The following is a 14,544-nucleotide window of genomic DNA, read 5'->3' as shown; positions in this document are numbered from 1 at the left end:
TGGGTCAGCCGGCCCACCGCGCCGAGGGAGAACCCTGGTCCTGCCGAGAGAGAACCGCGGTTCGCCGAGGGAGAACCCTGGTCAGCGCGTGGGTTCTCCCTCGGCAGGGAGGTCAGCCTCCGAGGGCGGCGGAGACGACGTCCTTCGCCTCGGTCTGGACCTGGGTCAGGTGCTCGGCGGAGACGAACGACTCGGCGTAGATCTTGTAGACGTTCTCCGTGCCCGACGGCCGGGCCGCGAACCACGCGTTCTCGGTCGTGACCTTGAGCCCGCCGATCGGGGCGTCGTTTCCGGGAGCATTGGTGAGCTTCGCGGTGATCGGCTCGCCCGCCAGCTCGGTCGCGGTGACCTGCTCGGGCGAGAGCTTGCCGAGCGTCGCCTTCTCCTCGAGCGTCGCGGGCGCGTCGACGCGCGCGTACCAGGACTCGCCGTAGCGCTCCACGAGGTCGCGGTGGTGCTCGGACGGCGTGCGGCCGGTGGTCGCGATGATCTCCGACGCGAGGAGCGCGAGCAGCAGGCCGTCCTTGTCGGTCGACCAGACGCGGCCGTCCTTGCGCAGGAACGACGCCCCGGCGGACTCCTCGCCGCCGAACCCGACGGTCCCGTCGAGCAGGCCGGGCACGAACCACTTGAACCCGACCGGCACCTCGACGAGGCGCCGCCCGAGGCCGCCCGCGACCCGGTCGATGAGCGCGGACGAGACGAGGGTCTTGCCGATCGCCGCGTCGTCGCGCCAGCCCTCGCGCGCGCCGCCGTAGAGGTACTGGATCGCGACGGCGAGGTAGTGGTTGGGGTTCATGAGCCCGGCGTCGGGCGTGACGATCCCGTGGCGGTCGGAGTCGGCGTCGTTCCCGGTGGCCACGTCGAACGGCGCGCCGCCCTCGGCGTCCCCGGACTCCCCGGTCATGCCGGAGACGAGGGACGCCATCGCGTACGGGGACGAGCAGTCCATGCGGATCTTGCCGTCCCAGTCGAGCGTCATGAACGCCCAGCGCGGGTCGACCTGCGGGTTGACGACCGTGAGGTCGAGCCCGTACCGCTCGCCGATCTCGCCCCAGTACTCGACCGACGCGCCGCCCAGCGGGTCGGCGCCGATGCGCACGCCCGACTCGCGGATCGCGTCGATGTCGAGGACGTTCACGAGGTCGTCGACGTACGTGGTGAGGAAGTCGTGCTTGTGCACGTGCTCGGAGGTGAGCGCCTGGGTGAGCGGCACGCGGCGCACGCTCGCGACGCCGTCCCGGAGGATCTCGTTGGCGCGGTCCGCGATCCAGCCGGTCGCCTCGGACCCGGCGGGGCCGCCGTGCGGCGGGTTGTACTTGAAGCCGCCGTCGCGCGGCGGGTTGTGCGACGGCGTCACGACGATGCCGTCGGCGAGGCCCGGGCCGGTGGTGCGGACGCCGTCGACCGTCGTCGCCTCGTTGTGCAGGAGGATCGACTGGGAGACGGCGGGCGTCGGGGTGAACGAGTCGCGCGCGTCGACGTACGTCTGCACGCCCGCGGCGACGAGGACCTCGAGCGCGGTCTGCCAGGCCGGGAGCGACAGCGCGTGGGTGTCGCGGCCGATGAACAGGGGGCCGTCGGTGCCCTGCGAGCGCCGGTACTCGACGATCGCCGCGGTGATCGCGACGATGTGCGCCTCGTTGAACGCGTGGTCGAGGCTCGACCCGCGGTGGCCCGACGTGCCGAAGACGACCTTCTGCGCCGGGTCGTCCACGTCGGGGGCGAGGTCGTAGTAGGCGCCGACCACGGCGTCGACGTCGATGAGGTCGCTGGGCTGGGCGGGCGTGCCGGCGCGGGGGTCCATGGGTCGATCCTGCCAGGGGTGGCGCCCGCGCGTCAGCCGCTACCGCCGTCCGACCAGGGCTCTACCTCGGCCCGGGGGTGTTCGCGCGGTCGATCGCCATCTCGACGGCGTCGAGCAGGCGGTCGAGGCTCGCGTCGAACGGGCCCTGCGGCGCGTCGAACCCGCCCGCGACGTAGACGCGGGTCATGACGGGGTAGCGCTCGACGTCGAACCAGTCCTCCCAGAAGCTGCCGAGCGTCGTCCAGTACTCGTCGTTGCCGACGCCGGTCGCGTCCCGCTCGGTCCGCTCGGCGACGGTGGCGCGCGCGAGGCCCTGGACGTAGTTGTCGACGAGGCCGAGCGTGTCGACGACCTGGAGCTCGGAGAGGCCGGTGTCGACGATCGTGCGCAGCCCCGCCTCCTGGGCGTCGAGCACGTGGGGCGCGAGCGGGGCGCGCCACATGTTGGTCTGCAGGATCCACGGGTGGCGCAGGTAGAGGTTCCACAGCTCGTGCGCGTACTGCGCGAGCGCGGCCCGCCACGGCGCGCCCGCCGCGGGCAGGTCGAGCTCGGCGTACGCGCGGTCGATCATGAGGTCGACGAGCTCGGTGCGACCGGGCACGTAGGTGTAGAGCGACATCGCGCCGACACCGAGCTCGGTCGCGACGCGGCGCATGGACAGCGCGTCGAGCCCGCCCTCCTGCGCGACGGCGGTCCCGGCCTTGACGACGTCGTCGAGCGTGAGGCGCGGCTTGCGCCCGCGCGTCGCGGGCGCGGGCGGGTCCCACAGGAGCGCGAGGCGGCGCGTGATCTCGGGCGTGCGGACGACCTCGGTGAACTGGGCCCGTGCGTGCTCCGCGGCCTGCACGGCGGAGGCGACCCCGGCGTCCGCGGCCGCGACGACGCCGCGCGGTCGCTCCGGCTCCTCCGGCTCCGGGGGTGCGGGCGAGGTCTGCGGGGTGCCCGACGGCGCGAGGTCGCCGTCGCGCTCGTCGGTGCGGTCGGTCGTCACGTGCGTATCCTCCCCGACTTCGGTCGCGTCCCGCCCGGAGGAGCCTGGCGGGGCCAAGGCTTGCCTGTTCCCGTACACCGTATGCTAACGTAGATCGTCAATTTCGGTACGGCGTACGAAAGGGTGGCTCCGGTGATCCGAGCCCGTGGCCTGACCAAGACCTTCCACCGCAAGAAAGAGACCGTCGAGGCCGTCAAGGGAATCGACGTCGACGTCCGGGAGGGCGAGCTCGTCGCCTTCCTCGGTCCCAACGGGGCCGGCAAGTCCACGACCCTGAGGATGCTGACGAGCCTCCTCGAACCGACCGCCGGGACCGCCGAGGTCGCTGGCTACGACGTCTCCCGCGACCCGGCCCGGGTCCGCTCCCGCATCGGCTTCATCGGCCAGGGCAACGGGGGCGGGTACTCCTACCGCGTGCTCGACGAGCTGCACAACCAGGGCCGCTTCTACGGCCTGCCGCCCGCCGAGTACGCGCGGCGCGCCGCCGACCTGCTCGCCGCGCTCGACCTCGGCGGGCTCGAGAAGCGCACGGTCCAGTCGCTCTCGGGCGGGCAGCGGCGTCGGCTCGACGTCGCGCTCGGGCTCATGAACCACCCGCCGCTGCTGTTCCTCGACGAGCCGACGACCGGCCTCGACCCCCACGCCCGCGCCAACCTGTGGGAGCACATCGCCGCGATGCGCGAGCGGTACGGCATGACGATCGTGCTCACCACGCACTACCTCGACGAGGCCGACAGCATGGCCGAGCGCGTCGTCGTCATCGACCACGGCGAGATCATCGCCGACGCCACGCCGGACGCGCTCAAGCACAGCCACGCCGACGACGTCATCACGCTCGCGGTGGTCCCCGCGGCGGGCGGTGGCAGCCTCTCGGGCGGAGCCCCGGGCGAGGGGTCGGGCGCGGTGCCCGACGTCGTCGGCCGCGTCCGCGCGTCGCTCGCCGAGGACGTGGGGCAGGTCGAGACCACGAGCGGCGCCGACGGCGTCGTGTCCGTCCGGATCTCCACGACCCACGGCGCCGACCGGCTGCCCGAGGCCATCGAGGCGCTGCGCGTCGGCGGCCTCGCCGTCCGCTCGGCCGAGCTCCAGCAGGCGAGCCTCGACGACGTGTTCCTCAACCTCACCGGGCGCAGCCTGCGAGAGGAGGCCGCATGAGCACGCGCACCGACCTCTCGTCCCCGGCCAGCCGGACGACGCCCGGCACCGACGCGTTCCTGCGGACCGGGGTCGCGAAGTTCCTCGCCGACACCTGGGCCGTCTTCACGCGCGAGATCCTGCTCGTCCTGCGCGACCCGTTCACGCTGATCTTCTCGCTGCTGCAGCCGCTGATCTTCCTCGGGCTGTTCGGCCCGCTGCTCACGGGCGCGGTCGGCGGGTTCGGGGGCGGTGCGCCCGGCGGCGGCGGGTCGACCGCGGAGACGCTGCAGTGGTTCGTGCCCGGCGTGATCGTCATGATCTCGCTCTTCGGTACCTCGATGAGCGGGTCGAACCTGCTCTACGAGATGATGACCGGCTCCTACGAGCGCGTCCTCGCCACCCCGCTCGACCGGTCCGCGATCCTCGTGGGCCGCTCGCTCAAGGAGTTCGCCCCGCTCGTCGTGCAGGGCCTGCTCATCGCGCTCGTCTGCGTCCCGTTCGGGTTCACGCTCTACCCGCTGCACCTGCTCGTCGGGCTGCTGCTGCTCGGCCTGTTCGGCATCGGCGTGGGCGCGCTGTCGATCGCGCTCGCGCTCGCCGCGAAGAACCGCGAGTGGCTGTTCTGGGGCGTGCAGCAGTCGCTGCTCTTCCCGCTGCTCATCCTGTCCGGCATGATGCTGCCGCTCGAAGCCGGCCCGGCGTGGATGCGCACGGCGGCGCTGTTCAACCCGCTGACCTACATCGTCGACGCGGAGCGTGCGCTGCTCGCCGGGAGGTTCGCGGACCCCGACGTGCTGTGGGGCTTCGTCGCCGCGGCGGTGACGTGCGTCGTCGGCCTCTGGATCGGCATCCGCCGCACCCGCAAGACCGTCTGACCGGACACCCGCCCCCGCTGTGGGCATGAATTGGGCCCGGTTCTCGCCGCAGAACCCGGCCCAATTCATGCCCACAGCGGGGGGTGGGACGTTTGTCCCGGGTCGGGTGGACGTCGGGCCCGTCCGGCAGCGTTCGTCCCGGAGTGGGCCGGGGGTGGTCGTACGCTCGCATCGGCCCGGTGAGCCGGGCGGACGACGGGACGGGAGGGGCGAGGGTGAGCGAGACCGAGACGGTGCAGGGGACGCGGGACCGCGCGGGGCGGGTGGTCGTGCGGCGGCACGCCGAGGTGGTCGCGGCCGCGCAGGACCCCGCCCTCTTCTCCAGCGCGGCGTCGGCCCACCTGCAGGTGCCCAACGGGCTCGACGGCGCGGAGCACGCGCGGGCGCGCCGGCTCCTCGACCCGTTCTTCGCCCCGGACGAGCTCGCGTGGCTCGCCCCGGTGCTCGACGACCTCGCCGCCGGGCTGGTCGACGACGTCGCGGGCGGCCCGTTCGACGCCGTCGAGCTCGGCGCGCGGTACGCCGTGCGCGCCCAGTCGGCGTGGCTCGGCTGGCCCGCCGACCTCGAGCCCGAGCTGCTCGACTGGGTCGCGGAGAACCGTGCCGCGACCCGCTCCGGCGACCGTGCCTGGACGGGCCGCGTCGCCGCACGGTTCGACCGCATCGTCCGCGACCTGCTCGACGCGCGCCGCGGCGGCGCGACGGCCGGCCCGGTACCGGGCGCACCGGAGGCCGGCTCGACGGTCGGCGCCGTGCCCGGACCCGCGGCGGCCGGCTCCGACGGCGGCTCCGGTCCCGACGTCACCGCCCGGCTTCTCGCCCAGCACGACGACGGCCGCCCGGCCTGGACGGACGAGGAGCTCGTCTCGATCCTGCGCAACTGGACCGGGGGAGACCTGTCCTCGCTCGCCCTGTGCGCGGGCGTCGTCGTGCACTGGCTGGCCGAGCACCCCGGCCACCAGCACCACCTGCGCGACGCCCCGGACCCCGCGCTCGACGCGGCGGTCGACGAGATCCTGCGCCTCGACGACCCGTTCGTCTCCAACCGGCGCGTCGCGACGTGCGACACCGTCGTGGCCGGGTGCCCCGTCGCCGCGGGCGAGCAGGTCGTGCTCGACTGGCGGGAGGCCAACCGCGACCCGGAGGCGTTCGACGACCCCGGCGCGTACGACCCGGAGGGCCACGCCGACCGCAACCTCGTCTACGGGACGGGACCGCACGTGTGCCCGGGGCGCCCGCTCGCGACGCTCGAGCTGCGCGTCCTCGTCCGCCGACTCCTGCGCGCGGGCACGGTCGTGCACGACGCCGCGCGGCCGGCCGAGCGCGAGACCGCGCCCGTCGCGGGCTTCCGCACCGTCCCGGTGCGCGTCGTCGCCGCCCCCTGACCCTCGGAGCCCCGACGGCGCCCGAACCCGCCGAGACGGGAGAAGTGGGGGGGCCGCGCCCCCCCCCCCGGGGCCCCCGCCCCCCCCCCCGGCGGGGCGCCCGGCGGCGGGCGCGCCCCCGCGCCCCCCGCGCGGCCCCGACCCCCCCGCTGACGGTTCACCGGCCCCCCCCCCCCCGGCCGGGCGGCCCCACTTCTCCCGTCTCGTCGGTCGCTACGAGGCGAGGTCCGCTCCCGCGACGCGCCCGGCGTCGGGCACGCGCGGCCACGGGACGGCGCCGCCCGCCGCGAGGGACGCGCGCGCGTCGAGGACGCGCTGGTTGGTGCTGCCGCGGAACGCGAGGGTGAGGTCGCGGCGCGCGAGCTCGAACCGGCCGTCGACGAGCACGTCGACCTCGGCGAGCAGCGCGCGCTTGTCGGGGGAGCCGGTGCGCAGCTCCTCGAACGTGTAGCCCGTCCAGCACCACACGTCCTTGCGGTCGCCGTGCTCCGCGCGCAGCCGGCGCACGAGCCGCAGGCACACCTCCGTGTTGAGGAACGGCTCCCCGCCGAGCAGGGACAGGCCCTGCACGGCGGGGTGCGCGAGGTCGGCGAGGACCCGCGCCTCCAGCGCGTCGTCGTAGGGGCGTCCGTAGCGAAAGCTCCACGCCGCCTCGTTGAAGCAGCCCTCGCACGCGAACAGGCAGCCGCTCACGTACAGCGAGCAGCGCACGCCCTCGCCGTCGACCATGACGAACGGCTTGTAGTCTGCGACGTACCCCCGGCTGACGCGGTCCGAGCGCCAGCCGGGGTCCGGGGTGCGTGCCACCGTCCCTCCTACGCGGTGTCCGACGGCGCAGCCCCGCCCCCCGGGGTGGTCGGCGCGCCGTCGTCCGTGGTGGACGACGTCGGTCCCGCAAGGTGCTTGACCCGCGCGGAGATCTCCGCGTGGCGGCCGTGCACCATGGGGCGCTGCTGCGGGTTGCCGAGGTACCCGCACGTGCGCTTGACGACGTCGCACGTGCGCGGGTCGGCGTTGCCGCACGACGGGCACGCGAAGCCGCGCGCCGTCGGGTCGAAGTCGCCCGTGAACCCGCACGCGTAGCAGCGGTCGATGGGCGTGTTGGTGCCGAGGTAGCCCACGCGGTCGTAGGCGTAGTCCCAGACCGCCTCCAGGGCCTTGGGGTTCTGCTGGAGCACGGGATACTCGCAGTAGTGGATGAACCCGCCCGACGTGTACCGCGCGTACTCGGCCTCGAAGTCGAGCTTCTCGAACGGCGTCGGGCTCTTGCGGACGTCGTAGTGGAAGCTGTTCGTGTAGTAGTCCTTGTCGGTGATGTCGGGCACCGCGCCGAACCGCTCCCGGTCCAGGCGGCAGAACCGGTCGGTGAGGCTCTCGCTCGGCGTCGCGTAGACGCTGATCCGGTACCCGGTCCGCGCCGTCCACCCCGCGGCGTGCGCGTGCAGGGTGCGCAGCACGTCGAGCGTGAGCTCCTTGGCCTGCGGGTCGTGCTCCCACGCGCCGCCGTAGAACGCGGCGGCGACCTCGTACAGCCCGATGTACCCGAGCGAGACCGTGGCGCGGCCGTCGCGGAAGAGGCGGTCGACGTCGTCGTCCGGGGCGAGGCGCTGCCCGAACGCGCCGTGCACGTAGAGGATCGGCGCGTTGCCCGGCGTCGCCTCCTTGCAGCGCTCGATGCGGAAGACGAGCGCGTCGTGCACGGTCTCCAGGCGCTCGTCGAGCAGGCGCCAGAACGTGTCGAGGTCGCCGTCCGCCTCGAGCGCGATGCGCGGGAGGTTGAGCGTCACGACGCCCAGGTTCATGCGCCCCTCGGAGACGTCCTGACCGTCCTCGTCCTGCCAGCCCTGGAGGAACGACCGGCAGCCCATCGGCACCTTGAACGACCCGGTGAGCTCGACGATCTTGTCGTACGACAGCACGTCGGGGTACATCCGCTTCGTCGCGCACTCGACCGCGAGCTGCTTGAGGTCGTGGTTGGGGTCGTCGGGCTCGAGGTTCACGCCGCGCCGCAGCGTGAAGATGAGCTTGGGGAAGATCGCGGTGCGGCCCTCGCTGCCGAGCCCGCGGATGCGGATCTGGAGGATCGCGCGCTGGATCTCGCGTTCCAGCCAGCCCGTGCCGAGCCCGAACCCGACCGACGTGAACGGCGTCTGCCCGTTCGACGTGAACAGGGTGTTGATCTCGTACTCCAGCGACTGCATCGCGTCGTAGATGTCCTTGCGCGTCTTCTCGCGCGCGTACTCCTCGTGCGCGGCCTCGTCGGCGATCCAGCGGCGCGCGTCCGCGAGGTGCTTCTCCAGGTTGCGCTCGGCATAGGGAGCGAGGAGCTCGTCGATGCGGTTGACCGAGCACCCGCCGTACTGGCTGGAGGACACGTTCGCGATGATCTGGCTGATCTGCGCCGTCGCGGTCTGGATCGAGCGGGGCGGCTCCACCTGCGCGTTCCCGATCCGGAAGCCGCTCGACAGCATCGACCGGAAGTCGATGAGGCAGCAGTTCGTCATGGGCGCATAGGGGTGGTAGTCGAGGTCGTGGTAGTGGAGGTCGCCCTTCTGGTGGGCGTTCGCGACGTGCGGCGGCAGCATCCGCAGCCCGATCGCCTTGCCCACCGTCCCGGCCGTGAGGTCGCGCTGAGTGTTGAAGACCTCGCTGTCCTTGTTCGCGTTCTCGTTGACGACCGTGGAGTCCTTGTCCAGCAGCCGCACGATCGAGTGGTTGAGGTCCGTCGCCCGGCTGCGCGCGAAGTCCCGCTGCACGCGGTAGTCGATGTAGGCGCGGGCGACGTCGTACTCGTGCGACCCGAGCAGCACGTGCTCGACGACGCCCTGGATCTCGTAGATCTTGACCGCCCCGACGAACCGCGCGGCGATCTCCGCGTCGACGCGGTCCACGACCTCGTCGACGCGGCTCCGGTGCGCGGCCGTGAGGTCGCCGTGCACCTCCGCGAAGGCCTTGGTCACGGCGGCGCGGATGCGGCCGTCGTCGAACGGCCGACGCCGGCCGTCGCGCTTGAGGACCTCCAACGTGGTGGTGCTGACGGTCGGTGCTGCCTGGTCGAGCTCGATGGTGCTCATCGTTCCCGTTCCCCTCTGCCCACCGAGTTCTCGTCTCCGTCCCGCAGGGGTTGCGAGACGGACCGCACCCCAACATGTGGGGTCTGGATCACGGCTGCGCCACCATATCTAGTCCGGGGAGCGCGTGCGACGCCGATTCCCGGCGTGGCGCGGAGCGCGGGACAGGTCGGGACCTTGGTCCCGCAGACACAGGCCCTGCGGCCCGCCGCGGCCGGGACCTCTCGCGGTCGGGACCGCGCGCCGCGGGGCTAGCCTCGGGTCGTGTCCCGACGTCCTCCCGGCTGGGTGCCGAACCAGCACGGCGCGTGGCCGATGCTGCTCCTGCCGTTCGTCGTCGGGACGGTCCGGGGGGTCCACGACGCCGGCTTCCGGCCCGTGACCCTCGCGCTCGGGGCCCTCTGGCTCGTCGGCTTCCTCGCCTACTCGGCCGCGGGGCTATGGCTGAAGTCGCGCCGCAAGCCTCGCTACCGGCGTCCGCTGCTCACGTACGGCGCGACCGCCGCGGCGCTCGGGCTGCTCGTGCTCGTGCTCGACCCGGCGCTCGCGCTCTGGGCGCCCACGTTCGTCCCGTTCCTCGCGCTCGGGCTGTGGGCCTCCGCCCAGCGCACCGAGCGGTCCGTCGCCGCGGGCGGCGCGATGACCGTCGCGGCGTCGCTCATGACGGTCGTCGCGTACGCCGCGTGCCGGCCCCCGGGCGGGTCCGTGCTGGCGGTCCCCGCGGTGGTGTGGCTCGTCGCCGCGCTCCTGCTCGCCTACCTGTTCGGGACCGTGCTCTACGTCAAGACGATGATCCGCGAGCGCGGCGTGCGGTCGTACGTCGTCGCCTCGGTCGCGTACCACGCGGCGGTCACCGTCGCGGCGGGCGCCGTCGCCGTCGTGCACGACCCCTCGTGGTGGTGGGCGACGGCGTTCCTCGCCGCGGCGACGGTGCGCGCGGCCGTGCTGCCGGGCCGGCCCCTGAGCCCGCGGGCCGTCGGGATCGGGGAGATCGTCGCGACGGTGCTGCTGCTCGTCGTCGCGCTCGTCGTGCGGTAGGGCCGCGGTTCGGCACGTCACGCGCGGATCGGCACCTCGTGCTGCCGAACGCCGACGGCGGGTGCCGAACGGTCGACGGCGTGCGGTGGTTCACTGGCCCGATGGACGACGACGCGCCCCTGACGGTCTCCGGCCTCGGCGAGCGCGTCGAGGCCGTCTCGGCGCTCTACGCGCGGAAGTTCGGCGTCGAGCGCGACGCCGACTGGTTCATGCTCAAGCTGGCCGAGGAGGTCGGGGAGCTCACGCAGGCGTTCCTCGTCGCGACGGGGCGCACCCGCCCGCGCGGGGACGCACCACGGTCCGGAGCCGCCCCTGACGGGGCCACCGGGGACGACGGCGGGGCCTCGCCCCTCGCGGACGAGGTCGCCGACGTCCTCGCGCACCTGCTCCTGCTCGCGCGCTCCCAGGGCGTCGACGTCGACGCGGCCGTGCGGCGCAAGTGGCTCGCGTGGGAGGCGGAGCTGCCGTGACCCGGCACGGCCCGGGCGGCACGCGGCCGCGCCGCACCGGCGCCGCTAGGGTGGCGCCGTGACCGACCACCGCACCGACCCGCCCGTCAGCGCCGACGAGGTCGACACGCTGCGCGGCTTCCTCGACTTCCACCGCGACACGCTGCGCTGGAAGACGTCGGGCCTCGACGCGGCCGAGCTCTCCCACCGGCTCCGTCCCTCGTCGATGACGCTCGGCGGCCTGCTGAAGCACCTCGCGTTCGTCGAGTCGAACTGGTTCTCCGAGGTGCTGCTCGGGGAGCCGCTCATGGCGCCGTTCGACACCGCCGACTGGGCCGAGGACCGCGACTGGGACTGGACGACGGCGGCGGGCGACTCCCCGGCGGAGCTGCGCATGCTCTTCGACCGTGCCGTCGCGGCGTCCGACGCGATCCTCGACGACGCGCTCGCCGACGGCGGCCTCGACCGGCTGAGCGTGCGAGCGGACCGCCACACGGGCGAGCGCTGGAACCTGCGCTGGATCCTCGTCCACATGATCGAGGAGTACGCCCGGCACAACGGCCACGCCGACCTGCTCCGCGAGGCGATCGACGGAACCGTCGGCGAGTAGCGCCCGGCGACGACCGGTCGAGGGCAGGAGACAGTCGCGGTCGCCGCGTCCGTCTCGTGCGCTCGGCGCCGTGCGGGCGACGGTTGCCGCGAGCGGCGTCGCCCGGGACCATGGCCGACGTGACCGCTCCTGAGCAGCCCTCGTCCGTCCCTCCCGCGCGCCGTCCGAGCGTCGCGACCGTGGTCCTCGCGGCGCTCGTCCTGGTCGGCGTCGCGCTCCTGGCCGCCGCGGCCTGGGTCGCGAGCCGCCCGACGTCGTCCGGATGGTTCGCGTACGCGCCGCTGTCCGGCACCACGTTCGTCCTCCGCGGGGCGTACCCGCTGGGGACCGCGGCGCTCCTCGCCGGCGCGGGCGCGCTGCTCGTCGGGGGCGCGGTCGGGTTCGTCCTGGGCCGCCGTGGCGGCCCGGCCGCGGTGGTGGGCTCCGGGACGACCGGCCCGGGCACCTCGGGCCCCGGCGTCACCTCAGGTCCCGGCGGTGCTGCGGGCTCGGGCGGGACCTCGGGTCCCGGCGTCGACGAGGCGCCCGCCGGATGAGCGCGCGCGACGACCTCGTCCTGCTCGACCTCGACGGCACGGTCACCGACTCGGCCCCCGGCATCCTCGCGTCGGTGCGGCACGCGTACGCCGTCCTGCGGCTCCCGGTCCCCACCGAGGCGGTGCTCCGCGGCTTCGTCGGCCCGCCGCTCGGGGACTCGTTCGCCGCGCACGGCGTCACGCGCGACCGCGTGGCCGACGCCGTCGCCGCCTACCGCGACGTGTACGCGGCCGGGAACCTCCTCGACAACGCGGTCTACCCGGGAATCCCCGCGTGCCTGACGGCGCTGCGCGGCGCCGGGCTGCGCCTCGCCGTGGCGACGTCGAAGCCGGAGCCGATGGCGCGGCGGATCGTCGAGCACTTCGGGCTCGACGCGCACCTCGACCGCGGCCTCGACGACGTGTTCGGCGCCACGCTCGACGGTTCCCGCAGCACCAAGGCCGACGTCGTCGCGCACGCGCTCGCGTCGCTCGACGCCGTGCGGCGCGTGGTCATGGTCGGCGACCGCGAGCACGACGTCCTCGGCGCCGCCGCCCACGGGGTCCCGTGCGTGGGGGTCGCGTGGGGCTACGCGCGCCCCGGCGAGCTGGCCGCGGCGGGCGCGACGGCGGTCGTCGGGACGCCCGCCGAGCTCGCGGCCGTCCTGCTCCGCCGGGAGCCGCTCGCGGCCTGACCGGACACCGCCGGCCGTCGGCGACGCGGGCCGATCGTGCCGGAGCGGACCGTGGGTCGCCGCTCAGGCGCGGGCGACGACGAGGACGGGCGCGAGCAGCCCCGCCCTCGTCGCGGCGACGTTGTTGCTGATCCGCGTGACGAACTCCGCACCGAACACGACCACGAGGCCGTCCTGCCGGGGCCCGCCCCCGGCGGCGAGCGCCGCACGCCGGTCCTCGACGCGCAGGACGTCGAACCCGGCGGCCGTCAGCGCGCGGCTGTAGTCGTCCGGGGTCTCGACGAACGACGACCCGGCGTCGACCGCCCACGGCATGGGGAAGGGCAGGTCGCCCGGCCCGACCCGCATCTGCTCGAACAGCCCGAACGGGCTCCCGGGGCGCACCACGCGGTGGACCTCCGTGAAGAGCGCCGCCTTGTCCGGCACGTTCATGCCGACGTGGACGAGCATCGCGCGGTCGTGCGAGGCGTCCGCGCACGGCAGCCGGTCGCCGTCGCCCAGCGCGAACGTCACGAGGTCGGCGAGCCCCGTCCGCGCGGTGAGCTCGCGCGCGGCGTCGACGAAGTCCGGGCTGAGGTCCACGCCCGTGACCTGGCAGCCGTGCCGGTGCGCGGCGAGCCGCGCCGGCCCCCCGAGCCCGCTGCCGACGTCGAGCAGCGTGGTGCCCGGCGCGAGCCCGAGGAGGTCGAGGAGGGCGGTGGTCGACGACGCGCCCCCGGCGTGGAGCTCGTCGTACGGGGCGAGCGCGTCGACCGTCACGGGCCCGTCGCCGGCTCCTGCTGCGGCGAGGAGGCGGGCCGCGAGATCCTTGCCGGCGTAGTGCTGCCGTACCTGCTGCGTCGTGGCCATGGCGGCCTCCGTGCTCGTCGCGCCCACCCGCGGGCGCTCTTCCTCGACCGTACGCCCGTCGACCCTGCCCTGCCGTGCCGGAAGCCCTGTCCGAGGCAACCTGTTGACCTTGACGTAGCGTCAACTTCTAGCGTGGTTCTCGTTGCCGCACGAGGCGACCGCCGAGCCACCGAGACCGTGAGAGGAGACAGGAGATGCACCCCGCCGGAACGACGAGCGAGCGGACGGCCGACTGGTCCATCCAGGAGGTCGCGCGCCTCGCCGGCACGACGAGCCGGACCCTGCGCCACTACGACGCGGTCGGTCTGCTGCGCCCGAGCCGGGTCGCGTCCAACGGCTACCGCCACTACGACGCCGACGCGCTCGTGCGGCTCCAGCGGATCCTGCTCCTGCGCGACCTCGGCCTCGGGCTCCCCGCGATCCAGGAGGCGCTCGACGGCGACCCGGGCGCGCGGGGCGACCGGCCGCCGTCGGGCAGGGACGCCCAGGTGCGGGCCCTGCGCGGCCACCTCGAGGGGCTGCAGGCGGAGCGGCAGCGGCTGGCGCGACAGATCGCGTCGGTCGAACGGACGATCACCACGATGGAAGGAGGTGGCGAGCTCATGGCGGACGACATGTTCGACGGGTTCGACCACACGCAGTACAAGGACGAGGTCGAGGACCGCTGGGGCAAGGACGCGTACGCGCGCGGCGACGCCTGGTGGCGCGGGATGTCCGACGACGAGCGGGCCGCGTGGCAGGCCCGCACCCGCGAGCTCGGCGCGGACTGGGCCGCGGCGGCCGCGCGGGGCGTCGACCCGGCGTCCGAGGAGGCGCAGGCGCTGGCGCGCCGCCACGTCGAGTGGCTCGGCGCGATCCCCGGCACGCCGGGCGCCGGTGCGGCACCGGTCAAGGAGTACGTCGTCGGCCTCGGTGAGATGTACGTGGCGGACGAGCGGTTCGCGAAGAACTACGGCGGGGTCGAGGGCGCGACGTTCGTGCGCGACGCCCTGCGCGTCTACGCGGACCTGCACCTGTAGGGCCCGTGCCCGGGCCGGGACCTCCGGCCCGGGCACGAACCGCTCGACGTCACTAGCCTGGAACGTGGCGGGACACGGCGCCCCGCCGCCGCCAGGAGGCAGC

The 14,544-nt window shown here is 74.3% G+C and carries 14 protein-coding genes; 9 read left to right on the top strand and 5 right to left on the bottom strand.

Annotation, left to right across the window (positions count from 1 at the left end; translation table 11 throughout):
* Positions 1-112: 112 nt before the first annotated feature.
* Together pgm and ACFC2L_RS08665 are read right to left on the bottom strand one after the other, a co-directional pair.
* A complete protein-coding gene (pgm, locus tag ACFC2L_RS08670) occupies positions 113-1,807 on the bottom strand; it encodes a phosphoglucomutase (alpha-D-glucose-1,6-bisphosphate-dependent) (protein ID WP_375823870.1) in 1,695 nt (564 codons plus the stop codon).
* A gap of 61 nt (positions 1,808-1,868) precedes the next feature.
* Positions 1,869-2,798: a TetR/AcrR family transcriptional regulator gene (locus tag ACFC2L_RS08665; protein ID WP_168732147.1), complete on the bottom strand. Its 930-nt coding sequence runs from the start codon at positions 2,796-2,798 to the stop codon at positions 1,869-1,871.
* Positions 2,799-2,930: 132 nt separating this feature from the next.
* On the opposite strand from ACFC2L_RS08665, the gene ACFC2L_RS08660 reads away from it, so the two are divergent.
* The 3 genes from ACFC2L_RS08660 (at position 2,931) to ACFC2L_RS08650 (ending at position 6,195) form a co-directional block, all read left to right on the top strand.
* Positions 2,931-3,953 carry an ABC transporter ATP-binding protein gene (locus ACFC2L_RS08660; protein WP_375823869.1) on the top strand — a complete coding sequence of 341 codons (1,023 nt, stop codon included), beginning with the start codon at positions 2,931-2,933 and terminating at the stop codon, positions 3,951-3,953.
* A complete protein-coding gene (locus ACFC2L_RS08655) occupies positions 3,950-4,810 on the top strand; it encodes an ABC transporter permease (RefSeq protein WP_375823867.1) in 861 nt (286 codons plus the stop codon). Before ACFC2L_RS08660 ends, ACFC2L_RS08655 begins: the two co-directional genes overlap by 4 nt.
* Before the next feature lie 215 nt (positions 4,811-5,025).
* A complete protein-coding gene (locus tag ACFC2L_RS08650) occupies positions 5,026-6,195 on the top strand; it encodes a cytochrome P450 (RefSeq protein WP_375823866.1) in 1,170 nt (389 codons plus the stop codon).
* A gap of 213 nt (positions 6,196-6,408) precedes the next feature.
* On the opposite strand, the gene nrdG is transcribed toward ACFC2L_RS08650, so the two are convergent.
* The gene (nrdG, locus tag ACFC2L_RS08645; protein WP_375823865.1) at positions 6,409-7,002 is read right to left on the bottom strand and encodes an anaerobic ribonucleoside-triphosphate reductase activating protein; all 594 of its coding nucleotides are present in this window, start codon (positions 7,000-7,002) and stop codon (positions 6,409-6,411) included.
* 8 nt (positions 7,003-7,010) lie between these two features.
* Entirely contained in the window at positions 7,011-9,269 is a 2,259-nt protein-coding gene (gene nrdD, locus ACFC2L_RS08640; protein ID WP_375823864.1) for an anaerobic ribonucleoside-triphosphate reductase, read from the bottom strand.
* Between the two features lie 261 nt (positions 9,270-9,530).
* Here nrdD and ACFC2L_RS08635 point away from each other — a divergent pair, with 261 nt between their 5' ends.
* From ACFC2L_RS08635 to ACFC2L_RS08615, 5 genes are all read left to right on the top strand, one after another.
* Entirely contained in the window at positions 9,531-10,304 is a 774-nt protein-coding gene (locus ACFC2L_RS08635; RefSeq protein WP_375823863.1) for a YwiC-like family protein, read from the top strand.
* 101 nt (positions 10,305-10,405) lie between these two features.
* Positions 10,406-10,774: a pyrophosphatase gene (locus ACFC2L_RS08630; protein WP_375823862.1), complete on the top strand. Its 369-nt coding sequence runs from the start codon at positions 10,406-10,408 to the stop codon at positions 10,772-10,774.
* A 58-nt stretch (positions 10,775-10,832) separates the two neighbouring features.
* Positions 10,833-11,363, top strand: coding sequence for a DinB family protein (locus ACFC2L_RS08625; protein WP_375823861.1), 531 nt, complete (start codon positions 10,833-10,835; stop codon positions 11,361-11,363).
* Positions 11,364-11,482: 119 nt separating this feature from the next.
* Complete coding sequence (locus ACFC2L_RS08620; RefSeq protein ID WP_375823860.1) at positions 11,483-11,899, top strand: hypothetical protein; 417 nt, start codon at positions 11,483-11,485, stop codon at positions 11,897-11,899.
* Entirely contained in the window at positions 11,896-12,573 is a 678-nt protein-coding gene (locus ACFC2L_RS08615; RefSeq protein WP_375823859.1) for an HAD hydrolase-like protein, read from the top strand. Before ACFC2L_RS08620 ends, ACFC2L_RS08615 begins: the two co-directional genes overlap by 4 nt.
* A gap of 63 nt (positions 12,574-12,636) precedes the next feature.
* Here the strand turns inward: ACFC2L_RS08615 and ACFC2L_RS08610 are convergent, their stop codons facing one another.
* Positions 12,637-13,422, bottom strand: a complete 786-nt coding sequence (locus ACFC2L_RS08610) for an SAM-dependent methyltransferase (protein ID WP_375823858.1) — start codon at positions 13,420-13,422, stop codon at positions 12,637-12,639.
* Between the two features lie 194 nt (positions 13,423-13,616).
* Between ACFC2L_RS08610 and ACFC2L_RS08605 the strand changes: the two genes are divergently transcribed.
* Positions 13,617-14,441 (top strand): MerR family transcriptional regulator, encoded by an 825-nt coding sequence (locus ACFC2L_RS08605; protein WP_375823857.1) that lies wholly within the window; start codon positions 13,617-13,619, stop codon positions 14,439-14,441.
* Positions 14,442-14,544 lie beyond the last annotated feature (103 nt).

This window comes from Cellulosimicrobium sp. NPDC055967, from assembly GCF_042269845.1.
Taxonomy (GTDB): domain Bacteria; phylum Actinomycetota; class Actinomycetes; order Actinomycetales; family Cellulomonadaceae; genus Cellulosimicrobium.
The sequence above is the reverse complement of the archived record's forward strand: the minus strand, read 5'-3'. Positions and strand labels throughout refer to the sequence as shown.

Excerpts from the sequence above, each read along its gene's own strand:
- pgm (WP_375823870.1), bottom strand. The coding sequence starts at position 1,807 with ATGGACCCCCGCGCCGGCACGCCCGCCCAGCCCAGCGACCTCATCGAC.
- ACFC2L_RS08605 (WP_375823857.1), top strand. The coding sequence starts at position 13,617 with ATGCACCCCGCCGGAACGACGAGCGAGCGGACGGCCGACTGGTCCATC.
- nrdD (WP_375823864.1), bottom strand. The coding sequence starts at position 9,269 with ATGAGCACCATCGAGCTCGACCAGGCAGCACCGACCGTCAGCACCACC.
- ACFC2L_RS08630 (WP_375823862.1), top strand. The coding sequence starts at position 10,406 with ATGGACGACGACGCGCCCCTGACGGTCTCCGGCCTCGGCGAGCGCGTC.
- ACFC2L_RS08655 (WP_375823867.1), top strand. The coding sequence starts at position 3,950 with ATGAGCACGCGCACCGACCTCTCGTCCCCGGCCAGCCGGACGACGCCC.
- ACFC2L_RS08615 (WP_375823859.1), top strand. The coding sequence starts at position 11,896 with ATGAGCGCGCGCGACGACCTCGTCCTGCTCGACCTCGACGGCACGGTC.
- ACFC2L_RS08610 (WP_375823858.1), bottom strand. The coding sequence starts at position 13,422 with ATGGCCACGACGCAGCAGGTACGGCAGCACTACGCCGGCAAGGATCTC.